The 22,611-nt window shown below is 63.4% G+C and carries 24 protein-coding genes; 18 read left to right on the top strand and 6 right to left on the bottom strand.

Annotated elements, in window-relative coordinates; genetic code table 11:
* Positions 1 to 316 precede the first annotated feature (316 nt).
* The 4 genes from F3H98_RS32500 (at position 317) to F3H98_RS06440 (ending at position 2,497) form a co-directional block, all read left to right on the top strand.
* Positions 317 to 412, top strand: a complete 96-nt coding sequence (locus tag F3H98_RS32500; RefSeq protein ID WP_149759321.1) for a Fic family protein — start codon at positions 317 to 319, stop codon at positions 410 to 412.
* Positions 409 to 579 (top strand): hypothetical protein, encoded by a 171-nt coding sequence (locus tag F3H98_RS30995; protein WP_188130344.1) that lies wholly within the window; start codon positions 409 to 411, stop codon positions 577 to 579. Before F3H98_RS32500 ends, F3H98_RS30995 begins: the two co-directional genes overlap by 4 nt.
* On the top strand, positions 576 to 1,421 hold the full coding sequence (locus F3H98_RS06445) for an aldo/keto reductase (RefSeq protein WP_149759271.1): 846 nt from the start codon (positions 576 to 578) through the stop codon (positions 1,419 to 1,421). Before F3H98_RS30995 ends, F3H98_RS06445 begins: the two co-directional genes overlap by 4 nt.
* An 89-nt stretch (positions 1,422 to 1,510) precedes the next feature.
* The gene (locus F3H98_RS06440) at positions 1,511 to 2,497 is read left to right on the top strand and encodes a Gfo/Idh/MocA family protein (protein ID WP_149759270.1); all 987 of its coding nucleotides are present in this window, start codon (positions 1,511 to 1,513) and stop codon (positions 2,495 to 2,497) included.
* Between the two features lie 73 nt (positions 2,498 to 2,570).
* Here F3H98_RS06440 and F3H98_RS06435 read toward each other — a convergent pair whose 3' ends face one another.
* A complete protein-coding gene (locus tag F3H98_RS06435) occupies positions 2,571 to 3,284 on the bottom strand; it encodes a gamma-glutamylcyclotransferase (protein ID WP_149759269.1) in 714 nt (237 codons plus the stop codon).
* A 65-nt stretch (positions 3,285 to 3,349) separates the two neighbouring features.
* The gene (locus F3H98_RS06430; protein WP_149759268.1) at positions 3,350 to 4,477 is read right to left on the bottom strand and encodes a zinc metalloprotease HtpX; all 1,128 of its coding nucleotides are present in this window, start codon (positions 4,475 to 4,477) and stop codon (positions 3,350 to 3,352) included.
* A 323-nt stretch (positions 4,478 to 4,800) separates the two neighbouring features.
* Here F3H98_RS06430 and dnaK point away from each other — a divergent pair, with 323 nt between their 5' ends.
* The 9 genes from dnaK to F3H98_RS06385 all read left to right on the top strand — a co-directional run bounded on the left by dnaK (position 4,801) and on the right by F3H98_RS06385 (position 13,595).
* Entirely contained in the window at positions 4,801 to 6,717 is a 1,917-nt protein-coding gene (gene dnaK, locus F3H98_RS06425) for a molecular chaperone DnaK (protein ID WP_149759267.1), read from the top strand.
* A 240-nt stretch (positions 6,718 to 6,957) separates the two neighbouring features.
* Complete coding sequence (gene dnaJ / locus F3H98_RS06420; protein ID WP_149759266.1) at positions 6,958 to 8,088, top strand: molecular chaperone DnaJ; 1,131 nt, start codon at positions 6,958 to 6,960, stop codon at positions 8,086 to 8,088.
* Positions 8,089 to 8,198: 110 nt separating this feature from the next.
* Positions 8,199 to 8,804, top strand: a complete 606-nt coding sequence (gene pmtA / locus F3H98_RS06415) for a phospholipid N-methyltransferase PmtA (RefSeq protein ID WP_149759265.1) — start codon at positions 8,199 to 8,201, stop codon at positions 8,802 to 8,804.
* Positions 8,805 to 8,878: 74 nt separating this feature from the next.
* Positions 8,879 to 9,469, top strand: a complete 591-nt coding sequence (locus F3H98_RS06410) for an NADPH-dependent FMN reductase (RefSeq protein ID WP_149759264.1) — start codon at positions 8,879 to 8,881, stop codon at positions 9,467 to 9,469.
* Entirely contained in the window at positions 9,466 to 10,056 is a 591-nt protein-coding gene (locus tag F3H98_RS06405) for a histidine phosphatase family protein (protein WP_149759263.1), read from the top strand. Before F3H98_RS06410 ends, F3H98_RS06405 begins: the two co-directional genes overlap by 4 nt.
* Entirely contained in the window at positions 10,056 to 10,754 is a 699-nt protein-coding gene (pyrF, locus tag F3H98_RS06400) for an orotidine-5'-phosphate decarboxylase (protein WP_149759262.1), read from the top strand. The genes F3H98_RS06405 and pyrF overlap by 1 nt, the downstream gene beginning before the upstream one ends.
* A 96-nt stretch (positions 10,755 to 10,850) precedes the next feature.
* Complete coding sequence (locus F3H98_RS06395) at positions 10,851 to 11,144, top strand: DUF1330 domain-containing protein (protein WP_149759261.1); 294 nt, start codon at positions 10,851 to 10,853, stop codon at positions 11,142 to 11,144.
* A gap of 369 nt (positions 11,145 to 11,513) precedes the next feature.
* On the top strand, positions 11,514 to 12,791 hold the full coding sequence (locus tag F3H98_RS06390) for a polyhydroxyalkanoate depolymerase (RefSeq protein ID WP_149759260.1): 1,278 nt from the start codon (positions 11,514 to 11,516) through the stop codon (positions 12,789 to 12,791).
* Between the two features lie 195 nt (positions 12,792 to 12,986).
* Positions 12,987 to 13,595: a transglutaminase-like cysteine peptidase gene (locus F3H98_RS06385; protein WP_149759259.1), complete on the top strand. Its 609-nt coding sequence runs from the start codon at positions 12,987 to 12,989 to the stop codon at positions 13,593 to 13,595.
* 95 nt (positions 13,596 to 13,690) lie between these two features.
* Here F3H98_RS06385 and F3H98_RS06380 read toward each other — a convergent pair whose 3' ends face one another.
* The 3 genes from F3H98_RS06380 to gshB form a co-directional block, all read right to left on the bottom strand.
* A complete protein-coding gene (locus F3H98_RS06380) occupies positions 13,691 to 15,223 on the bottom strand; it encodes a YifB family Mg chelatase-like AAA ATPase (RefSeq protein ID WP_149759258.1) in 1,533 nt (510 codons plus the stop codon).
* Between the two features lie 177 nt (positions 15,224 to 15,400).
* Positions 15,401 to 15,808 (bottom strand): GFA family protein, encoded by a 408-nt coding sequence (locus F3H98_RS06375; RefSeq protein WP_149759257.1) that lies wholly within the window; start codon positions 15,806 to 15,808, stop codon positions 15,401 to 15,403.
* Entirely contained in the window at positions 15,808 to 16,746 is a 939-nt protein-coding gene (gene gshB / locus F3H98_RS06370) for a glutathione synthase (protein ID WP_149759256.1), read from the bottom strand. Before gshB ends, F3H98_RS06375 begins: the two co-directional genes overlap by 1 nt.
* 218 nt (positions 16,747 to 16,964) lie before the next feature.
* Here gshB and F3H98_RS06365 point away from each other — a divergent pair, with 218 nt between their 5' ends.
* The gene (locus F3H98_RS06365; protein WP_149759320.1) at positions 16,965 to 18,314 is read left to right on the top strand and encodes a putative bifunctional diguanylate cyclase/phosphodiesterase; all 1,350 of its coding nucleotides are present in this window, start codon (positions 16,965 to 16,967) and stop codon (positions 18,312 to 18,314) included.
* Positions 18,315 to 18,347: 33 nt separating this feature from the next.
* On the opposite strand, the gene F3H98_RS06360 is transcribed toward F3H98_RS06365, so the two are convergent.
* Complete coding sequence (locus F3H98_RS06360; RefSeq protein ID WP_149759255.1) at positions 18,348 to 19,127, bottom strand: IclR family transcriptional regulator; 780 nt, start codon at positions 19,125 to 19,127, stop codon at positions 18,348 to 18,350.
* A gap of 229 nt (positions 19,128 to 19,356) precedes the next feature.
* On the opposite strand from F3H98_RS06360, the gene F3H98_RS06355 reads away from it, so the two are divergent.
* Genes F3H98_RS06355 through F3H98_RS06340 form a run of 4 tightly spaced genes read left to right on the top strand, consistent with a single transcriptional unit; the run spans position 19,357 to position 22,590 of the window.
* Positions 19,357 to 20,124 carry an SDR family NAD(P)-dependent oxidoreductase gene (locus F3H98_RS06355; RefSeq protein WP_149759254.1) on the top strand — a complete coding sequence of 256 codons (768 nt, stop codon included), beginning with the start codon at positions 19,357 to 19,359 and terminating at the stop codon, positions 20,122 to 20,124.
* Complete coding sequence (locus tag F3H98_RS06350) at positions 20,121 to 21,077, top strand: 2-dehydro-3-deoxygalactonokinase (RefSeq protein ID WP_244621618.1); 957 nt, start codon at positions 20,121 to 20,123, stop codon at positions 21,075 to 21,077. Before F3H98_RS06355 ends, F3H98_RS06350 begins: the two co-directional genes overlap by 4 nt.
* Complete coding sequence (locus F3H98_RS06345; RefSeq protein ID WP_149759252.1) at positions 21,074 to 21,715, top strand: 2-dehydro-3-deoxy-6-phosphogalactonate aldolase; 642 nt, start codon at positions 21,074 to 21,076, stop codon at positions 21,713 to 21,715. The genes F3H98_RS06350 and F3H98_RS06345 overlap by 4 nt, the downstream gene beginning before the upstream one ends.
* Positions 21,712 to 22,590 (top strand): SMP-30/gluconolactonase/LRE family protein, encoded by an 879-nt coding sequence (locus F3H98_RS06340; protein WP_149759251.1) that lies wholly within the window; start codon positions 21,712 to 21,714, stop codon positions 22,588 to 22,590. Before F3H98_RS06345 ends, F3H98_RS06340 begins: the two co-directional genes overlap by 4 nt.
* Positions 22,591 to 22,611 lie beyond the last annotated feature (21 nt).

The following is a 22,611-nucleotide window of genomic DNA, read 5'->3' as shown; positions in this document are numbered from 1 at the left end:
CGAGTAGCTGGCGTCCACATCAGGTCTCTCCAATCAGGCTTCGACAACCCGTTGGAATCACGACCGCGCCAGCTGCTCAACCCCCCTTGGCGCGATCCAAATTGAGCCCATGTCGGTGTGGATGTAGATTCACACGAACCCACTAACACATTGAACTACAATGACATAACCACAGCAAAATGGCCGTTTCTCGATTTGGCAGGATACGAAAAGATGTGATACAAATTTTCCGAAGCGGTCCCAGACCAAGGTCGCTTGGGATTAAACGTCCGAATCACATCAATCCTTAAGCCACGCCCCTCACAACCATGAGCGTCTGCCAGCAAAGCCACGCTCCGAAATTTCGGGACGGGCTCTCAGCGAACTGAATGCCATCCACCCATTTCGCGAAGGCAACGGGCGCACACAATGATTTTCTTCGCCCTTCTCGCAGAAGAGGCGGGGCATCCGCTCGATCTGGAGGCATTTGCAACCGGAAACGTTTCTTGCCGCGACGATCACCGCCTTCAGCAACGACGAGGCGGCATTGGCGGTCGAAATCCGAAAGATGATCTAGCTTTCAAGGAATCGCCGCCATGACCGCTTCCATCCGCACCGCCAGACTTCCCTCTGGGATCGAAGTGCCGGTGCTCGGCCAGGGTACGTGGAAGATGGGTGAGGATCACAGGCGTCGCGCCGACGAGGTCGCGGCGCTGAAGCTCGGCATCGACCTCGGCATGACCTTGATCGACACGGCGGAAATGTATGCTTCGGGCGGTGCCGAGGAGGTAACCCGCGAGGCGATCGAGGGCCGTCGCGACGGGGTCTTCGTGGTCAGCAAGGTGCTGCCGACCAACGCGTCGCGGGCTGGCGTGATGCGAGCTTGCGAGGCCAGCCTGAAGCGGCTTGGCACCGACCGCATCGATCTCTATCTGCTGCACTGGCGTGGCGGTACGCCGCTTGCCGAAACCGTCGGCGGATTCGAGACGCTGAAGCAACAGGGCAAGATCCTCCATTGGGGCGTCAGCAATTTCGACACCGAGGACATGGAGGAACTCGCCGGCGTCGCCTCGGGAAATGCGGTCCAGACCAACCAGGTGCTCTACAACCTGTCGAGCCGCGGCGTCGACTTCGACCTGTTGCCGTGGTCGCGCGAGCGCGGCATTCCGGTGATGGCCTATTCGCCGGTCGGACAGGGCGACCTGACACGCGACCGGCGCCTCTTGGCAATCGCCAAACGGCATGAGGCAAGTGCGGCCCAGATCGCTCTCGCCTGGACGATTCGCCAGCCGGGCATCATCGCCATTCCCAAGGCAGGCAGTGCGGTCCATGTACGCGACAACCGCGCCGCCCTTGATATCAAGCTGAGTGACGCCGACCTTGCGGAACTCGATCGCGCCTTCCCGCCGCCGTCGCGCAGGCGGCCGCTGGAGATGATCTAGCCGAAGTCCCTCCCTCGTTGTCCGAAAATCGATTCCGATTTTCGGGCCGATGCAGTAGTCTCCGCCGGGTTCGACAGAGGGAGACAAAAATGTTCCGTTGGGGTGTTCTTTCGACCGCGAAGATCGCGCGCGAGCAATTGCTGCCGGCGATCCTGGATTCCGAGAACGGAACCCTGGCCGCGATCGCCAGCCGCGACATCGGCAAGGCTGAGGCGCTGGCGGCGCGGTTCGGCGCGCAGCATGCCTTCGGTTCCTACGACGAACTTCTGGCGTCCGGCGATGTCGACGGTGTCTATATCCCGCTGCCGACCTCGCAGCATGTCGAGTGGACGCTGAAGGCGGCGAATGCCGGCAAGCATGTGCTGTGTGAAAAGCCGATCGCGCTCGATGCCAAGGATATTGCGCCGCTGATCGAAGCGCGCGACCGCAATCGCGTGCTGGTCTGCGAAGCCTTCATGGTGTTCTACCATCCGCAATGGGCAAAGGTGCGCGAACTGGTCGCCGACGGCGCCATCGGCCGCTTGCGCCATGTGCAGGGCGCGTTTTCCTACTACAATGTCGACCCCACCAACATGCGCAACCAGCTCGACCTTGGCGGCGGCGCGCTGCCCGACATCGGCGTCTATCCGAGCGTCGCCACCCGTTTCGTCAGCGGCAAGGAGCCGGTGCGCATCCAGGCGACGGTCGAACGCGACGAAAAATTCGGCACCGACATCTATTCGAGCGTCAAGGCCGATTTCGGCGATTTCGACCTGTCATTCTATTGTTCGACGCAGATGGCGCTGCGGCAGTTCATGGTCTTCCATGGCGACAAGGGTTTCATCGAGGTGCACGGGCCGTTCAACGCCGGCGACTACGAACACCATCGAATCGAGTTGCATAACCAGAAGCACGACCAGGCGACAGTGTTCCGCTTTCCCGGCACACGGCAGTACCGGCTGGAGGTCGAGACTTTTGCGCGCGCAGCACAGGGCGGCAAAGACGCGGTGTTCACGCTGGAGAATTCGATGGCGAACCAGAAGATGATCGACGCGATCTTCCGCGCCGGCGAGCATGACGGCTGGGAGTACGTCTAGCTCGGACTTCTGGCACAGACCACATACGGCTCCGCTGAGAGAGATTTCAGCGGACTGAGACCGGTCCCATGCTCTAGCTGATCCCGTGGTTTTCCTCGATGCGCGCGGCCACCAGTTCCTGCAGGTGCCAGAGGTGGCGGTCGTGGATGCCCAGTTCCTCCAGGTGGGCGACGGTCGCGAAGAGGTATTCGGCCATCGAGCCGCGAAAGCCGCACGCCGTCGCCAGGATGTCGGCAAGGGCCTCCGGTGAAAGGCCGTTGATATAGCGGCCGCTTTTGCGGTTCATGGCGAAGGTCAGCGCCCGCACCGGGCCCTCGGCGGTGGCCACGTTGATCCAGCGGGGCGGAAAAGCCGTCGGCACCATGCTCATCTCGCGCCGGATGAGCTTGTCCATGTTGGGTTTCAGCGCGTCGGGCGGCAAGCGAAAGATCACACCCCTGGCCTGGCCGCCGCGGTCGAGCGCCAGCATGAGCCCCGGCTGCTCGGGATTGCCGCGGAAGCGGCGGTCCCAGCCCAGGCAGAACGCCCGGTGCCAGCCCCGCGCCACGCCGACGCGCTTGTCGATGAAGTCGAAGGCCGGGTTCCAGATCAGCGATCCATAGGCGAACACCCATAAGCCATCGGCGGGCGACGCCTCGATGATTTCGGCGACGAGCGCGTCATAGTCCGCATCGGTGGCGGCCCTGGCGCCGGCAATCGAGCTGAAGCCCGGATCGGCGATTTCGCGCGTGAGGGCTGCGACGTGGCGCTCTGTCAAACGCATTTTCCTAGACGCCGTGCCGCGCATGCCTGCCCTTCTATTTATCTAGCCGCCAGCAGATTTGCCCGGCGAGACCGTCAAGACAAGCGCAATCACCACCAGACGCCACCATGCTTCAGTCTTATGCGGGGATTTCCTTCGGGCGGATTGAGGGACCTGTCGCAGGCTGGAGCATCGTCCGAAAGACTATCGCCGGCAAGGTCGGGCGTCGAAAAGAGCGACGAGACGCCGGTGAGGCCGCTGAAATCGCCATGCGCGGTGGCGCGCCTGATCTTCGGCACCATGGAAACGCGGGGCTCGCCGCGCCGCGGCTCGGCCGATGCGACGATGGCGATCTCGCCGGTTTCAACGGCGCTCTTCAACGCCATCAGCCGCTTCACCCGCTCGGCGGTCAGCGGATGGGTGCGCAGCACCGAGGGATCGGGAATGCGGCCGCCGGGCAGGAAGACGGTTTCCCAGCGGCGGCCCTGCGCCCGCTCCAGCTTGCGCAACGCCGACGCCAGCCCCTCAGGATCGCCGGTAAGCATGGCGGCGCCGAGATCGGCGTCGAATTCGCGAGTGCGCGACAGCGCCATCTGCAAGAGCCCGCCGACCGTGGGGGCAGCGATCAGCACCAGAACGGCAAGCCATGGCACCTGCTCGCGGCCGCCGCCAAAGAAACTGCCGAGATTGAGGATGAGCGACAGGATGCCGACGGTCGACATGATCGAGGTGAAGCGCGACACCATGTCCGCAAAGGCCATTACTTTCATGTCGCCATGGACGATGTGGCTCATTTCGTGGGCCAGTACGCCCGCGAGTTCGCGCGCCGTCAGATTGCGGGCGAGCGCGTCGGTGATGGCGATGGCCGAGTCCTCGCGGCGGCCGACGGCGAAGGCGTTCATCAGTTTCGACGGCACAACGAACAGCTTTGGCGTAACCGGCAGGCCAGCACGGCTGGAAAGCTCGTTGACGATGCGAAAGCCGAGCGGAAATTCGGCCGGCGCTAGCGGCTTGGCCTTGTACATCCTCAGCACCATCTGCGGACTGACGCGGCGCACCGCCCACATGGAGAAGCCGCCGAAGACGATGGCATAGAGAATGCCGGCGCTCCCGCCAAAGGCCCAGGCGGTGACAGCAAGAAGCAAGAGGCTGCCGAAACCGAGCAGCCAGGTGTGCAGCGTGTTGAGCACGCGATTGCGGCGTTGCTCGAGAAGGTCGATCGGAGGTGCCTCAATCATGCCTTCAATATGGTACGCCCGATTCCGTTTGCCGAGTCCCGGTTGTAAGCCGGCAACGCGCGAAGGCCGGCGGTTGCCATGCCGCACACGGCATTGGTGCAAATCGGGCCAAATGGCACCAAAAGTGAAGAAATATGCCGTCGGTCGGGGATTTCCCGGTGGTGGATATGCCTTGCGTGTCGGATGGCGTCTTCTTATATACGCCGCACAACCGCGGGGACGGCCGCAAGGCCGGAAAACCTCGCGGAATTTCTGTGAACAGGGGCTGTCGCTGGAATGCCTCATCGGGTCCTGACAGTCTGCTTAGTGGAGAGACTAGAAAAATGGCAAAAGTAATCGGTATCGATCTGGGAACGACCAATTCCTGCGTCGCCGTCATGGACGGCAAGGACGCCAAGGTCATCGAAAATGCGGAAGGCGCACGCACGACCCCTTCCATCGTCGCCTTCACCGGTGAGGGCGAACGCCTCGTCGGCCAGCCGGCCAAGCGCCAGGCGGTCACCAATCCTGAAAACACCATCTTCGCGGTCAAGCGCCTGATCGGCCGCCGCTATGACGCTCCGGTCACCGAGAAGGACAAGAAGCTTGTCCCCTACAAGATCGTCAAGGGCGACAATGGCGACGCCTGGGTGGAAGCCAGCGACAAGAAGCAGTCGCCCAGCCAGATCTCGGCGATGATCCTGCAGAAGATGAAGGAAACGGCGGAAGCCTATCTCGGCGAGAAGGTCGAGAAGGCGGTCATCACCGTTCCGGCCTATTTCAACGACGCCCAGCGCCAGGCCACCAAGGACGCCGGCAAGATCGCCGGTCTGGAAGTGCTGCGCATCATCAACGAGCCGACCGCGGCAGCCCTTGCCTACGGCCTCGACAAGAAGGACGGCAAGACGATCGCCGTCTATGACCTTGGCGGCGGTACTTTCGATATTTCCGTGCTGGAGATCGGCGACGGCGTGTTCGAGGTGAAGTCGACCAACGGCGACACCTTCCTCGGCGGCGAAGACTTCGACATGCGCCTGGTTGAATACCTGGCGGCCGAGTTCAAGAAGGAACAGGGCATCGACCTGAAGAACGACAAGCTCGCCTTGCAGCGCCTCAAGGAGGCCGCGGAAAAGGCCAAGATCGAGCTTTCGTCGGCCTCGCAGACCGAGATCAACCTGCCCTTCATCACCGCCGACGCCACCGGGCCGAAGCACCTGACCATGAAGCTGACTCGCGCCAAGTTCGAGCAGCTGGTGGACGACCTCGTGCAGCGCACCGTCGATCCCTGCAAGGCAGCCCTCAAGGACGCCGGCCTGAAGGCAGGCGAGATCGACGAAGTGGTGCTGGTCGGCGGCATGACCCGCATGCCCAAGATCCAGGAGATCGTGAAGCAGTTCTTCGGCAAGGACCCGCACAAGGGCGTCAACCCGGACGAAGTGGTGGCCATGGGCGCCGCCATCCAGGCAGGCGTGCTGCAGGGCGACGTCAAGGACGTGCTGCTGCTCGACGTGACACCGCTGTCGCTGGGCATCGAGACGCTGGGCGGCGTGTTCACCCGGCTGATCGAGCGCAACACCACGATCCCGACCAAGAAGAGCCAGGTCTTCTCGACCGCCGAGGATTCGCAGTCGGCCGTGACCATCCGTGTCTTCCAGGGCGAGCGCGAAATGGCGCAGGACAACAAGATGCTCGGCCAGTTCGACCTGGTCGGCATTCCGCCTGCACCGCGCGGCGTGCCGCAGATCGAGGTCACCTTCGACATCGACGCCAACGGCATCGTCAACGTCTCGGCCAAGGACAAGGGCACCGGCAAGGAGCACCAGATCCGCATTCAGGCGTCGGGCGGCCTTTCGGACGCCGACATCGAGAAGATGGTGAAGGATGCCGAAGCCAACGCCGAGGCCGACAAGAAGCGCCGCGCGCTGGTCGAGGCCCGCAACCAGGCCGAAGCGCTGGTGCACAGCAGCGAGAAGTCGCTGAAGGAGTATGGCGAGAAGGTTTCGGAAGCCGACCGCACCGCGATCTCCGATGCGATCGCGGGCTTGAAGACGGCTGCCGAAGGCGACGACGTGGAGGCGATCAACACGGCCACGCAGACGCTTGCCGAAGCTTCGATGAAGCTCGGCCAGGCGATGTACGAAGCCTCTCAGAAAGAAGCGGCCGAGGCCGACGCCAAGGCGGATGCCGCCAAGGATTCGGACGTGGTCGACGCCGATTTCGAGGAAATCGACGAAGACGACGACAAGAAGAAATCGGCTTGATGCCTTGGAACCAGTGGAAAAGACCCGGCGCGCCTCGCGCCGGGTCTTTTCATTGCAAGGCTATTGAGGCGGGAAAAAGCACGATAAATGTGTATTTCCCGCCTAAAACCACAAAAAAATCACCGGCGTTGCAGCGATGCTATGGCATCGGCGCGCTCGACTTACTAAATCGAATGCCAACCCACACGCGCCGGCCGGCTTGGCGCGGAAAGTTGCAGGTAGCTTGATCGACAGGGCGACATGAAAGCTGATTTCTATGAGACGCTAGGCGTCCATAAAGGCGCCGACGAGAAGGAACTGAAAGCCGCCTTCCGCAAGCTGGCCATGCAGTTCCATCCGGACCGCAATCCTGGCGACCATGCCTGCGAGCACAAGTTCAAGGAAATCGGCGAAGCCTACGAGACGCTGAAGGACCCGCAGAAGCGCGCGGCCTATGATCGCTTCGGACATGCGGCGTTCGAAAACGGTGGCATGAACGGCGGCGGACAAGGTTTCGGCGCCAGCGGTTTCGCCGATATTTTCGAGGACATTTTCGGCGACATGATGGGCGGTGGCCGCCAGCGTCGTTCGTCCGGCGGCCGCGAGCGTGGCGCCGATCTGCGCTACAACATGGAAATCAGCCTCGAGGAGGCTTATGCCGGCAAGACCGCGCAGATCCACGTGCCGGCTTCGATTTCCTGCACCGATTGCTCCGGTTCGGGCGCCAAGCCCGGCACCCAGCCGGTGACCTGCACCACCTGCGCCGGCCACGGCAAGGTCCGGGCCAGCCAGGGTTTCTTCTCGATCGAGCGCACCTGTCCCAGCTGTCACGGCCGCGGCCAGACCATCAAGGACCCCTGCTCGAAATGCGCCGGCCAGGGCCGCGTCACCGAGGAGCGGTCGCTGTCGGTCAACATTCCGGCAGGCATCGAGGACGGCACCCGCATCCGGCTTGCCAATGAGGGCGAAGCCGGCTTGCGCGGCGGTCCCGCCGGCGACCTCTATATTTTCCTTTCGGTGAAGCCGCACGAATTCTTCCAGCGTGATGGCGCCGATCTCTATTGCAAGGTGCCGATCTCGATGACGACGGCAGCGCTTGGCGGCCAGTTCGAGGTGGCGACGCTGGATGGCACGCAGACCCGGGTGAAGGTGCCGGAAGGCACCCAGAACGGCCGGCAATTTCGCTTGAAGAGCAAGGGCATGCCGGTGTTGAGGCAGCCGAATATCGGCGACCTCTATATCCAGGTCGCGGTGGAAACGCCGCAGAACCTGTCGAAGCGCCAGCGTGAACTGCTCGAAGAATTCGAACAGCTTTCCTCGAAGGACAACAGCCCGCAGTCGAGCGGATTTTTCACGCGGATGAAGGACTTTTTCGAATCCTTCGGCGAGTGACGCCCTCGATTTCAACTGTTGGTATTGTCGCAGAAGACCGGTTTTGCCTTGCTATGGCCCGGTGGTCGCGTAAATAGGGTTCCGCAAGGGCAGGCGCAGGAGAGGACGGCATGGCACGCGGAACTGGTTTGCGGAAATCCCTCGCCACGAAATTCGACGACGAGTTGCGTTTCTTCAAGGGCTGGATCGACAAGCCCAAGGCTGTCGGCTCCATCGTTCCGACAAGTTCCGTCACCGCCCGCCGCATGGCCTCGGTGATCGACCCTAATTCGGGCCTCCCGGTTCTCGAAGTCGGTCCCGGTACCGGCGTCATCACCCGCGCTATCCTGGCGCGCGGCATCAAGCCGGAAAATCTCCACGCTGTCGAATATTCCGAGGATTTCGTCCGCCATCTCAGGAAGCATTATCCCGGCGTCGACGTGATCCAGGGCGATGCGTTCGACCTCGACAAGACGCTTGGCGACAAGCGCGACATGATCTTCGATTCGGTGGTGTCCGGCGTGCCGCTGCTCAACTTTCCGGTTACACAGCGCATCGCCTATCTGGAAGGCCTGCTCAAGCGCATCCCGGCGGGGCGGCCCGTGGTTCAGCTCACCTATGGGCCGCTTTCTCCGATCCCGGCCGGACGTGGCAACTACACGGTCAAGCATTTTGACTTCGTGATCCGCAACATCCCGCCGACGCAGCTCTGGATTTACCGTCGCCCGGCGGACTGAGCATTCCGACCGGGACGACCGTCGACCGTGTCGGCGTTTCCGGCGGGTTGGCCCACGCCGGCAAGAGAGGCGCGATGGCAGCAAGGATCCTAGTGTTCGCCGGCTCGATAAGGACCGGAGCCTACAGCGGCAAGACCGCCGACGTCGCGACGAAAGAACTGGCCGAACAAGGTGCGGACGTGACGCGCATCTCGCTCGCCGATTACCCGCTGCCGATCATGGACCAGGACCTGGAGAAGGAAAAAGGCGTTCCCGAAAATGCCTACAGGCTCGGCCGCCTTATCGCCACCAATGACGGCATGCTGATTTGCAGTCCGGAATACAATTCATCGATACCGCCGCTTCTGAAAAACGCCATCGACTGGGTAAGCCGCATCCGCAAGGATAACGGACACCCGTTCAAACCATTCGAGGGAAAGGTGGCCGGCCTGTGCTCGTCCTCGGAAGGCGCCTTCGCGGGCGCCCGCGGCCTCTATCACCTGCGCTCGGTGCTGATGCGTTGCCAGGTCGAAATCATCACGCCCCAATGTTCGGTGGGACGCGCCCACGAGGCCTTTGACGATGATGGGGGTTTTAAGGAAGAACATTCGCGCAGATCGATGGCGACGGTGTGCCGGACGCTGATCGAGCGCGCCACCATGCTGTCGACGCGGGCCAGCCGATGATCGCCTTCTACGTCACCCATCCGCAGGTGGCGATAGACCCTGAAGTGCCGGTGCCGGAATGGGGCCTTTCCGAAGTCGGGCGGGCGCGGCTGAAGGCCATTGCCGGGCGTGACTGGGTCCGCTCGCTCAGCCATGTGTTCTCCAGCACCGAAAAGAAGACGGTCGAAGGCGCCGGTATTCTGGCCGGCGCGGCGAACTGCGGGATAGAGCCGGTGGCTGAGATGGGCGAGAACGATCGCTCGGCAACCGGCTTCCTGCCGCCGCCCGAATTCGAGAAAGCTGCGGATTGGTTCTTCGCCAATCCGGATCAGAGCTTCCGCGGTTGGGAACGGGCCGTCGACGCGCAGGCGCGCATCGTCGCGGCGGTGGAGGCGGCAATCGCAAGCCGCCCAACCGGAAAGCAAATCGCCCTTGTCGGGCATGGCGGCGTCGGCACGCTGCTGAAGTGCCATCTGGCCGGACAGCCGATTTCCCGAAAAGGCGACCAGGGCGGCGGAGGCGGCGGCAACGTTTTCGCCTTCAGACTTTCGGACAGGCGCCTGTTGTGCGATTGGACGCCTGTCGAAAATTTCGAGGGGAAATTCTGATGGCCGCAGATGCCGTTCGTGACCGCCTGATCGTGGGCCTGGACCTGCCGACGCTCGCCGAAGCCCAAAAGGCGGTGCGCGATCTCGAGGGAACGGTGTCGTTCTACAAGATCGGCTACCAGCTGGCCTTCGCCGGCGGGCTCGATTTCGCCCGCGAACTGGCGAGCGGCGGCACCAAGGTGTTTCTCGACATGAAGCTGCTCGACATCGACAACACGGTGGCCAAGGGCGTCGAGAACATCGTCAAGATGGGGGTGAGCATGCTGACCTTGCACGCCTATCCCAAGGCGATGAAGGCGGCGGTGGATGCGGCCAGAGGCAGCCAACTGTGCCTGCTCGGCGTGACGGTGCTGACCTCGATGGACGAACAGGATCTGATGGACGCGGGCTACGAATACGACCCGCACACGCTGGTGCTGCGGCGCTGCGAGCAGGCGCTTGCCGCCGGCATGGGTGGCATCGTCTGCGCGGCAAGCGAGGCAGCGGCGGTGCGCAAGGTGGTTGGCCCCGAGATGGCGGTGGTGACGCCCGGCATCCGCCCGGCGGGCAGCGACCACGGCGACCAGAAGCGCGTCGTCACCCCGGCCGACGCGATCCGCGCCGGCGCCAGCCATCTGGTCGTGGCGCGGCCGATCGTTGCGGCCGCCGACCGCAAGGCCGCCGCTGAGGCCATCCTCGCCGAAATGCGGGCAGCATAGGCGGCGCAGTTCGGACAGCGCCGTTTCGCCCTCATTTGCCGCATGACCTTTTTCAAAATGTCTGCGACTTTCTCAAGAACGCATTGGGAGAGAAAAATGCCAAAAGGATACTGGATTGCCCGCGTCGATGTGCGCGACCCGGAAGGCTACAAGGACTATGTGACCGCCGCGAAGCCGGCCTTCGAGCGGTTCGGCGCCAAATTCCTTGCCCGCGGTGGCGCGCATGACAAGGTCGAGGGACCGGGGCGCGCGCGCAACGTGATTATCGAGTTTCCTTCGCTGGAAGTGGCGCTGGATTGCTACAACTCCGCCGAGTATCAGGCCGCCAAGGCGATTCGCCAGAAAGTGGCCGACGGCGAGATTGTGCTGGTCGAGGGTTTCGAGGCCTGATGGTGGCGGCGGCAACCCTTGCCGCCTAGGTGTGTTGATATGCGGGTGATGCCGGCCCGCAAATGACGGCTTTCTCCGATTCCGTCGCCCTGGAGCGTATCAATTCGTATCGCTACGCCGTGCTATCTGTTTGTTTACGCGTCGTTTTTCAGAACCCGCTGCGCGATTTCCCTGGAAATAACGTCGCAAGGTATCGGTTTGCGCCGGCGGCACGACCGACGGAAGACTGTCCCCAGGTTCAACCAAAGCACGATATGACAGTTACGTGACGGCAGTATTGCGTTGCAGCAAATCGGTGTTAGCTTTGCTGCAACACAAAACGCCCGGACCGACTCGACACCTTGGGTTGGCCGCCGCTGCGGAGTTCGGATGTATTATCAGCTCTATGAACTCAACCATGCGTCGCTGCAGCCCATCCGGGCCTATGCCGACTCTGTGAGGCTTCTCTACACCAATCCGCTCAATCCGTTTTCGCACACGCCCTGGGGGCGTTCGGTCGCGGCGATGGCGGAGCTGTTCGAGCGTACCACACGGCGTTACGGCAAGCCGCGGTTCGAGCTGCCGACAACGACGGTGGACTGGAAAACTGTGGCGGTGACGGAAAAGATCGCCTGGTCGCGGCCTTTCTGCAACCTCATCCATTTCGAACGGCAGCTGCCTTCGAACCGCCGCCGCGACCCCAAGCTCCTGATCGTGGCGCCGATGTCCGGCCACTATGCCACGCTGCTGCGCGGCACGGTCGAAGCGATGCTGCCGCATGCCGACGTCTACATCACCGACTGGACCGACGCGCGCATGGTGCCAGTGTCGGAAGGCAAGTTCGATCTCGACGATTACATCGACTATGTCATCGACATGCTGCACGCGCTGGGCCCGGATACGCATGTGATGGCAGTATGCCAGCCGTCGGTTCCGGTGCTGGCCGCAGCCGCAATCATGGAAGCGCGCGGCGACCGCTTCGCGCCCTCGACGATGACCCTGATGGGCGGCCCGATCGACACGCGCCGCAACCCGACCGCGGTGAACACGCTGGCCGAGGAGAAGGGCATCGACTGGTTCCGTGACAACGTCATCATGCAGGTGCCGTGGCCCAACCCGGGTTTCATGCGCGACGTCTATCCGGGCTTCCTGCAGCTCTCCGGCTTCATGGGCATGAATCTCGACCGGCACATCATTGCCCACAAGGATTTCTTCATGCATCTGGTGAAGAACGATGGCGACAACGCCGAGAAGCACCGCGACTTCTACGACGAATATCTGGCGGTGATGGATCTGACCGCGGAGTTCTACCTGCAGACGGTCGACACGGTGTTCGTGCGCCACGCCCTGCCGAAGGGCGAGATGAAGCACCGGGGCGAGCCCGTAGATCCCTCGGCGATCCGCAATGTCGCCCTGCTGACGGTAGAGGGCGAGAACGACGACATTTCCGGCGTCGGCCAGACCCAGGCGGCGCACAATCTGTGCGTCAACATCCCGGCCGACATGCGCGCCCACTACCTGCAGCCGGCGGTCGGCCATTACGGCGTCTTCAACGGCTCGCGCTTCCGCTCCGAGATCGTGCCGCGTATCGTCGATTTCATCTCCAGCTATGGCCGCGAGAGCCGCGTGCCGCTGAAGCCGCGCATCGTCCATACGGCGAAGGCCTGATCGACTGAGCGGAATGCATGCCGCTCAATGTGATTACACCTGGCTGCAAAATGCTCTCGGCATCAACTGTGGCCGTCGCGCAACGTCCGCGGCGGAAGTAACCATTCCCACAGATCGCCCTTTTGCATGAATTGACTCCGCCGCCATATCGACCTTAACCTTTTGTTAACAAAAGAAGGTGGTCGGGACAGGCGAATGATTTCCTCACCGGGACAGCGATATGCGCGGGGCATCGGGCTGGCTATCGCCCTGGTTTTCGCCGCTCCGGTAGCCAATGCCGCGCAGACCATGCATACCGGCGGTCTCACCTCGCAGCCGATCGGCCATTTCGAATTCTGCAAATCCTATCCTGCCGAATGCGCGATCCGCTCGCGTACCGCCGACCCCGAACATATGACCGCAAAACTCTGGCGGCAGCTCGCAAGCGTCAACTTGTCGGTCAATGACGGCGTCACGCCGATGAACGACTACGACATCTACGGCAAGGACGAGGTCTGGGCCTACCCCGACAAGGTCGGCGACTGCGAAGACTATGTGCTGGAAAAGCGCCGCATCCTGATGACCAGCGGCATTCCTGCCTCCAACCTTTTGATCACCGTCGTTCGCAAGCCGGACGGCGAAGGCCACGCGGTGCTGACGGTGCGCACCGACACGGGCGACTTCGTCCTCGACAATCTCGCCGGCACCGTGCGGCTTTGGGACCAGACCGGCTACCGCTACCTGAAGCGGCAGGCCACCGACCACACCGGCCGCTGGGTTTCCATCCGCGACGGCGACAGCCCGCTGGTCGGCGCCGTCCAGTAGCGGCACGTTTCACCCGAACTGCGATCCGGGTTCCAGCCTCGCCGACGCTATGTATGGCTACAGCACAGTGGCGCAGTCGTCGTCTGCTCCGTTGGCTAAGCCGCCTGCGCCATTCTCTCGCCGGTCATCCTGTAGGAAATCGCCTCGGCGAGATGGATGCGGCCGACTGTCTCGACGCCGTCCAGGTCGGCGAGCGTACGCGCCACCTTGAGCACCCGGTGATAAGCGCGCGCTGAAAAGCCGAGCTTCTCGCTGGCATCGCGCAATAGCGACATGCCGGCGGCGTCGGGCGCCGCGATCTCTTCGACAAGCGCCGTCGGACAATAGGCGTTCGTGGTGACCGAGGCGGCGCCCAGCCGTTCGAAGCGCTCGCGCTGGATGGCTCTCGCGCGCGCCACCCGGCTGGCTACGGCCGCACTCGGCTCGGCTTTGGCCGGACGGATCAGGTCGGCCGCCGAAACGGCCGGCACCTCGATGCGCAGGTCGATGCGGTCGAGCAGCGGTCCCGAAATCCGCGCCTGGTAGTCGGACTGGCAGCGCGGGCCGCGTGCGCAGCGGTAGCCGGGCTCGCCGGCCATGCCGCACCGGCACGGGTTCATCGCCGCGACGAGCTGAATGCGGGCGGGATAGGTGACGCGGTGATTGGCGCGCGCGATCATGCACTCGCCTGCCTCCAGCGGCTGCCGCAGCGAATCGAGCACCGCCGGCGAGAATTCCGGGAACTCGTCGAGGAAAAGCACGCCGTGATGGGCAAGCGACACTTCGCCCGGACGGATGCGCAAACCGCCGCCGACCATCGCGGCCATCGAGGCCGAATGGTGGGGCGCGCGGAACGGCCGCCTGTCGGTAAGCTTGCCGCCGGCAAGCTCGCCGGCGATCGAGGCGACCATCGACACTTCCAGAAGTTCGCGCGGCGCCAAAGGTGGCAGTATGGAGGGCAGGCGCTGCGCCAGCATCGATTTGCCGGAGCCGGGCGGCCCGACCATGATGAGGTTATGGCCACCGGCCGCCGCCACTTCGAGCGCCCGCTTGGCGCTCTCCTGACCCTTGATGTCGGCAAGATCCGGCAAGTCGCGCGCTGGCGCATGGATGCTCGCCTCCGGCCGCGACAGCACCTGCGTGCCGCGGAAATGATTTGCGACAGCAATCAGGCTGCGCGGCGCTAGGATATCGAAGTCCGGCCCGGCCCACGCCGCCTCGGGTCCCGATTCGTATGGGCAGATCAGCCCCTTGCCGAGCGCGTTGGCTCCGATGGCCGCTGGCAGCGCACCGGCAACCGGCGCAATGGTGCCGTCGAGCGACAATTCGCCCAGCACCATGTAGTCGCCGAGCGCGTCGCCTGGAATGGCCCCGAGCCCGGCCATCAGGCAGAGCGCGATGGGCAGGTCGTAATGGCTGCCCTCCTTCGGCAGGTCGGCCGGCGCGAGATTGACCGTGACCTTTTTGGCCGGCATCGACAGGCCCGAAGCATGAAGTGCGGCCTGCACCCGTTCGCGGCTTTCAGCGACCGCCTTGTCGGGAAGGCCGACGATCTGCATGCCGGCCTTGCCGGGGGCAATCATCACCTGCACGTCGACCGGAACAGCCTCGATGCCTTGAAATGCAACCGTGCGCACCCGCGAAACCATGCTGTCCGCCGAAGCATTGTCTGCCCACGCGCGGGCGACGAATTCCTCTGGAAGACAAGCATAGATTGCAGGGCAAAGCAAGAACATTGAGAGAACATTCTCGCGTCCAGGCTGTACCCGGGTTGTATCGGGTTGACTATGGCGGAACGTTTCGAAACCGATGGGTTGTGCAGCCGGCTAAAGATGTCGGATTTCAGCCGGCGCCGAGCCCCAGTCGTCGTTGCGGCCGTCGAGATAGGTCACGGGCGCCGCCATCAACTCGTCGATGTCGACGCCATCGAGGCAGGCGACGCTGACGTTGAAGTAGGTGGCTCCTGTCATGTTCGGTGTATCCACCCGTTCGAAGCCGCGTACGCCGCAATGCCTGCAGAAGAAGTGGTGCGCGACGTCGTTTTTACCCTGGTAGTCGGTCAGCTCATTTTCGCCAGCGATCAGGCGGAATGTTTCGGGCCGTGCCTCGACCGACCACAGCCGCATCTTGGTGCAGATCGAGCAGTTGCATTTTTGGGTGCCGGCGGCGATGTCGAGATCCGCCTCGAACCGGACCGCGCCGCAATGGCAGCTCCCGGTGTAGGTTTTTAGCATCAGCGCTTGGCCTCCACCGCATCCCAGAACAGCGCCGCGATATCGGCGCCGCCGAAGCGCTTGATCTCGCGGATGCCGGTCGGCGAGGTCACGTTTATCTCGGTCATGTAGTCGCCGATGATGTCGATGCCGACGAGGATGAAGCCTCGCTCCTTCAGCGAGGGTCCGATGCGGGCGCAGATCTCGCGCTCGCGTGCCGTCAATTCGGTCTTTTCGGCGCGGCCGCCGACATGCAAGTTGGAGCGCGATTCCGTTTCCGAAGGCACCCGGTTGATGGCGCCGACGGCTTCGCCGTCAATGAGAATGATGCGCTTGTCACCCTTGCGCACATCCTTGAGATAGCGCTGCACGATATAGGGCTCGCGGAACATCTGGCCGAACATTTCGAGCAGCGAGGCCAGGTTGCGGTCAGCCTCGTGCAGGTGGAAGATGCCGGCGCCGCCATTGCCGTAAAGCGGTTTGACGATGATGTCGCCATGCTGCTTGCGGAACGCCGCGACCTCCTGCGGGTCCTTGGTGATCAGCGTTTCCGGCATCAGGTCGGGAAATTCGGTGACGAAGATTTTCTCCGGGCTGTTGCGCACCCAGGCCGGGTCGTTGACCACCAGTGTCTTGGGGTGAACGCGCTCCAGAATATGCGTGGTGGTGATGTAATTCATGTCGAAGGGCGGGTCCTGCCTGAGCAGGATCACATCCATCTCGGAAAGGTCCGTGCGGGTCGGATCGCCGAGCGTGTAGTGATCGCCCTTGGTGTCGCGCACCTGCATCTCCTCGATGCGGGCAAACACCTTGCCGTCGACCATGGAGAGACGGTCCGGCGTGTAGTGGAACAATTTGTGGCCGCGCCGCTGCGCTTCCAATGAGAGCGCGAAGCTGGTGTCGCCCGCAATCGAAACGGTGGATACATGGTCCATTTGCACGGCGACTTTGAGCGACATGAGCTTCTCCGGTTTCAGGCGAACAAGCATGTAATCGTTTTGGCTGCGTCATGCCATCCAGCCGCGCCGTCCGGCCAGCAAATTTGCAGTGCGCGAAGCGAGGCCTTCAGCAGGCGTAAATAGTTCATTTGCCAACGAATTGACGCATGCTACGATACGTTTCATAAACGCTTGCCTGTCATGGTCATACAACACGCTGATGTAAGACAGGGTTTATGATGCATACGGTGTTTGGCGGTGGCCCAAACAGCAGGGATGGCTCGGATCTGGCCTATACAGACCCGCTGACCGGCCTGGGCAACCAGCGGCGGTTCGTCGACAAGGTCGATCGCCTGATCAGCGACCGGTCGGAAGACCCTGCGCCATTTACCGTCGGCATTCTCGACCTTGACGGCTTCAAGCCGATCAACGACCTGTTCGGCCGGGTTGCCGGCGACGACATCCTGATCCAGGTGGCGATGCGCCTGCGCGCCGCGATGGACGGACATTCCGCCGTGACCCGCATCGGCGCCGACGAATTCGCCTTCCTCTATCCGATGGTCTTCAGCGAGGACGCCGCCAGCGAGAAGGCGAAGATGCTGATCGAGATTCTCTCGGCGCCCTACGATGTAGGCGAGCGCACGGCGCGCCTTTCGGCGTCGGTCGGCTGTTCGCTTTTTTACTCCGGCGACGAGACCACCGAAATCCTGCTACACAAGGCGGAAACCGCGCTCTACCAGGCGAAGCGCTCTGGCCGCGGCCGGGTTGTCGTCTATACGCGCGAGATGGAAGAGGCCGCCAAGCGCGTGACCCGTATCGAGCAGGCGCTGCGCCGCGCCGTGTCGGCGGGCGAGGTCGAACCGCATTTCCAGCCGATCGTCGACCTGAAGGATCGCCGTGTCATTGGCTTCGAGGCGCTGGCGCGCTGGACCGACCGCGACCTCGGCGTCGTGCCTCCGGCCACCTTCATCCCGATCGCCGAAGAGCGCGGCATCATCGGCCCGCTGTCGCAACTCGTGCTGCGCAAGGCGACGGAGGCGGCGCGCAACTGGCCGGACGAACTGTTCCTCTCCTTCAACCTGTCGCCGTCGCAGCTTGTCGACCAGAACACCGGCCTGCACATCCTGGCCATCCTCGACCGCACCGGCTTCGATCCGCAGCGGCTGGAGATCGAGATCACCGAAACCGGTCTGATGAGCGACCCGGCCTCTGCCGAGAAGATAGTCAACGACCTGCGCCGCGTGGGCATCAGGGTGTCGCTCGACGATTTCGGCACCGGCCAGTCGTCGCTCGGCCGCTTGCGCGAATTCCATTTCGACAAGCTGAAGATCGATCGCGCCTTCGTCTCGACGATCCTCGACGACCGGCCTTCCGAACACATCATCCGCGCTATCCTGGCTATGTGCGACGGACTTGGCATGGACGTCGTCGCCGAAGGCATCGAGGAAGAGGCGCAGGCCGACAGGCTGGTGCAGTTCGGATGCGCCGGCGGGCAGGGCTACCTGTTCGGCAGGCCGGCCGACGCCGACGCCACCCTCGGGTATCTCCGCGACTCCTTCCGTGGCGCAGCGCGCAAGGCGACGGGCTGATCCCTATACTCCTGCCATGAGCCTCTCCGACCTTTACGACTTCGGCCCGAGCCGCACCGTCATATCGTCCATGATGGCGCGGGCGGCGCCCTGCACCAGCGGCGCCCATTCAGCCAGCTGCTCTATCGAAATCCGGTAGGCGGGCGCTGTGGTCGAAATGCCGGCGACGAATTCGTGGTCGCGGGAATGGATGGGCGCGGCGATGCAATGGATGCCGGGTTCGTGTTCCTGGCGGTCAAAGGCGACGCCTGTCCGCTGGATCTCGCCGATCTCGACCCGCAGAGCCTTTACGTCCGGCAGCGTATTTTCCGTATGCCGGTGAAACGTGATCGCCGAAATCAGCCTGTCGCGGGCAGCGTCGGTCAGCGCGGCAAGTGCGGCCTTGCCGACGCCGGTGCAGTAGACCGGGGAGGCGTTGCCGATCTGCGAGTGCATGCGCACTGCCTGCATGCTCTCGACCTTGTCGAGATAGATCACCTCCACGCCCTTCAGCACGCCGAGATGAACGGTCTCGCCGGTCTGCTCGTGGAGGCGCCGCAGGTGCGGTTCGGCGACGGTGCGAAACTGATTCCCCGCCCAGGCGCGCGAGGCAAGCTTCAACAAGGTGACGCCGAGCTCGTAGGAATGGTCCTGCCGGACCGACAGCAGGCCCTCTTCGATCAGGTTGGAGATCTGGCGGTGCAAAGTGCCGCGCGGCTGGTCCACCAGCTGCAAAAGATCGGTGAAGCGCGGCGGACGCGGCGACGAGGCGACGGCCTCAAGCACGTCGATCGCCTTGCCGAGGGTTCCGGTACCGCTTTCGTTGCCCGGCATTCTTTCTCCCGACGCGAAGTGATCCTTGACAACCACGGCTGCTAAACAAATAATTCTGAATAGTCAAATCAAGTTCCATATAATGGAATTCCGATTGATGATTCCGCTGCCGGGTTGATCGCCCCGGAATGGCTGCGTCCTCTACCAAAAGAAGCCGCTTGCTGGCGCTTGCAGCGGGCGCTTGTCGAATGGCTGAAATGGCGAAACAGACTGTGAGAAAGGGGCGGCCATGATGCCATCTGCGAAATTCCCGGACCTGACGGATGCATCGGTGCTTATCACCGGCGGCGGTTCCGGCATCGGCGCCGCGCTGACCGAAGGTTTTGCGCTCCAGGGGGCGAAGGTCGCCTTCATCGACATCGCCGAAGCGCCGAGTACAGCCCTGTGCGACCGCATCGAAAAAGAGATCGGCCGGCGGCCGCTTTTCCTGAATGCAGATCTGCGCGACATCGAGGCCCTGCGGGCCGCAGCGGCAAAGGCTGCGAAAGCGCACGGGCCGGTAACAGTGCTGATCAACAACGCAGCACTCGACACGCGCCATGCGGCGGAGGAGGTGACGGTCGAGTTCTGGGACGACAACCAGTCGATCAACCTCAGGCCGCATTTCTTCTCGGCGCAGGCCGTGGCGCCCGGCATGAGGCAAGCCGGCGGCGGCTCGATCATCAACTTCACCTCGACGTCGTTCCTGATCAATCATCCGGACATGCCGTCCTACACGGCCGCCAAGGCCGGCATCATCGGGCTGACAAAGGGACTGGCCGGCAGGTTCGGCAAGGACAGGATAAGGGTCAACGCGGTGGCGCCTGGCTGGGTGATCACCGACCGGCAGCGCGAACTCTGGGTGACCGACGAGGTGCTGGCCGCCCATGTAGCCAAGCAATGCATCAAGGACGTGATGCAGCCCGAAGACATGGTCGGAACCTGCCTGTTTCTCGCCTCGGATGCCTCGCGCATGCTGACGGCCCAGACCCTGATCGTGGACGGAGGCTATCTGTGAGCATCGAGGCAAACGTGCCGGTGGCGGCAGTCGACTGGGGAACCTCGCATCTCAGGATCTGGCTGCTCGACATGTCGGGCGCCGTGCTGGCCGAGCGGCGCAGCGACGAAGGATTGCTGACGACCGGTCCTGACGGGTTTTCGGCGGTGCTCGAACGCCACCTGCTCGATATGGGCGCGCCGGCGGCGACGCCTGCCATCATTTGCGGCATGGCGGGTTCGCGCCAGGGCTGGATCGAGGCGCCTTATGTCACCGTTCCCGCACAGTTGTCGGACGTGCTTGCGCGCGCCATCCCGGTGCCCGGCGCCCAGCGCGACATACGCATCGTTCCCGGCATGGCGCAAAGATCGGCCGATGCGCCGGACGTGATGCGCGGCGAGGAAACCCAGCTCGCGGGCATCGCCGACTTGCTGGCAGCCGGTCGCCATGTCGTCTGCATGCCGGGAACCCATTCGAAATGGGTCGACGTCGAGGATGGAACCGTCGCCGGCTTCGGCACCTGGCTGACGGGGGAACTGTTTTCTGTGCTGTCGAAACAGTCCATTCTTCGCCACGCGGTCGGCGACCCGGTAGCCGCCGTTTCGGCAAGCAACAAGACCTTCCGCCACTGGCTGGAGCAGGCCCTGGCTTCGCCCGGCGACATGACCTCCCGGCTGTTCAAGATACGCGCCTCGACATTGCTTCTGGACCTTACCCCGCAAGACGCGGCCGCGGCACTGTCGGGCCTTCTGATCGGAACCGAGATCGGTTCGGCGGGCGCTCAGTTCGGCTGGAAAGAGGGTGAGATCGCGCTGGTGGCGTCGGGCCCGCTCAGCGACCTCTACGGCGCCGCGCTGGGCATCGCCGGATACCGGGTTAGGCCGATCGATGCCGAAACCGCCGTGCGCGCGGGCCTGCTCGTAGCCGCCAGGCAAAATTTCGGACCCAGAGAGACGCGAAAGGTTCAGGCATGAGCACTGGCGAAGCGAAATGGCCGGCGTTGCGGCGCGGCCTCGTTGCCATCCTGCGCGGCCTCCAGCCGGCAGAGGCGGTTGAGGTGGGCAGGGCGGTTTTCGAAGCAGGCATCGAGGCGATCGAGGTGCCGCTGAATTCCCCCGACCCTTTCACTTCGATCGAAAGCATCGTCGCGGCGCTGCCGGCCGCGGCGCTGATCGGCGCCGGCACGGTGTTGACGGTGCAGCAGGTGGACGACCTCGCCGGCGCCGGCGGGCGGCTGCTGGTCAGCCCCAACATCGATGTCGACGTGATGGTCCGGGCGGGCGAGTTGAACCTGGTCACCATGCCTGGCGTGTTCACTCCGACGGAGGCGCTGCTGGCGCTGCGGCTCGGCGCTTGCGGGCTGAAATTCTTTCCGGCCATCGCGCTCGGCCCGAATGGCATAGCCGCCATCCGCGCAGTGCTGCCGCCGGACACGGTCACGGGCGCGGTGGGCGGCGTGTCTGAGAAGGATTTCGAAGCCTATGGCAAGATCGGCGTACGGACCTTCGGGCTTGGATCGAGCCTTTACAAGCCGGGCATGACGGTCGATGCCGTGCGGGAGCGGGCGATCACCGCTGTCGCCGCGTGGGACCGTGTGTTCGGACAGGAATGAACATGGAAAAAGTCAGCGTCTTTTCCGATGTGGTCTGCGAACTCGGCGAAGGGCCATCCTACGATCCCGCCAGCGAAACCCTGTTCTGGTTCGACATCACCGGCAAGAAACTGCTGCAGAAGAAATTCCCGGACGGGCGGACCGTCGTCCACGACCTGCCCTTCATGGGAAGCGCCATCGCCACCGTCGACGCCGAAAGGCAACTGCTGGTCGCCGAGGACGGCATCTATGTCCGCTATGCAAGAACCGGCTCGCTGGCGCTGCACACGCCGCTCGAAGCCGACAACGCATCAACGCGCTCGAACGACGCGCGGGTCCATCCCTCGGGATCGTTCTGGATCGGCACCATGGCCAAGGACGAGGCGCCGAAGGCAGGCGCCATATACTGGTTCTCACGTGGAGAAATCCGCAGGCTCTACGACGGTATCACCGTGCCCAATTCGATCTGCTTTGCCGCCGATGGCGCCACCGCCTATCTCACCGGCAAGTCCGCCAATGTCATCCACCGCGTCGAATGCGATCCGGCAACCGGCTTGCCGACCGGCGAGCTGAAGGTCTTCGCCGACACCAAGGGCGCCGGCGGTTGGGTGGACGGCTCCGTGGTCGACGCCGAAGGGGTGCTCTGGAATGCACGCTGGGGCGGGGCGCGCATCGATGCCTATGCACCGGACGGGACGCTGCTGCGCTCGATCAGGACGCCGGCAGGGCAATCCTCCTGCCCGGCCTTCGTCGGCCCCGACGCTTCGCGCATTGCCGTCACCTCGGCCTGGAAGGGCCTGGACGTGGCGGCGCGGGCGGCCGACCCCGAGGCCGGCAAGACATTTCTTCTGGATATCCCGGTCAGGGGGCGGTTCGAGCCTAAAGTCCTGCTCTGATTTGCCTTCCCGCAGGGGCAT

Source organism: Neomesorhizobium albiziae (genome assembly GCF_900114255.1).
Taxonomy (GTDB): Bacteria; Pseudomonadota; Alphaproteobacteria; order Rhizobiales; family Rhizobiaceae; genus Neomesorhizobium; species Neomesorhizobium albiziae.
The sequence above is the reverse complement of the archived record's forward strand: the minus strand, read 5'-3'. Positions and strand labels throughout refer to the sequence as shown.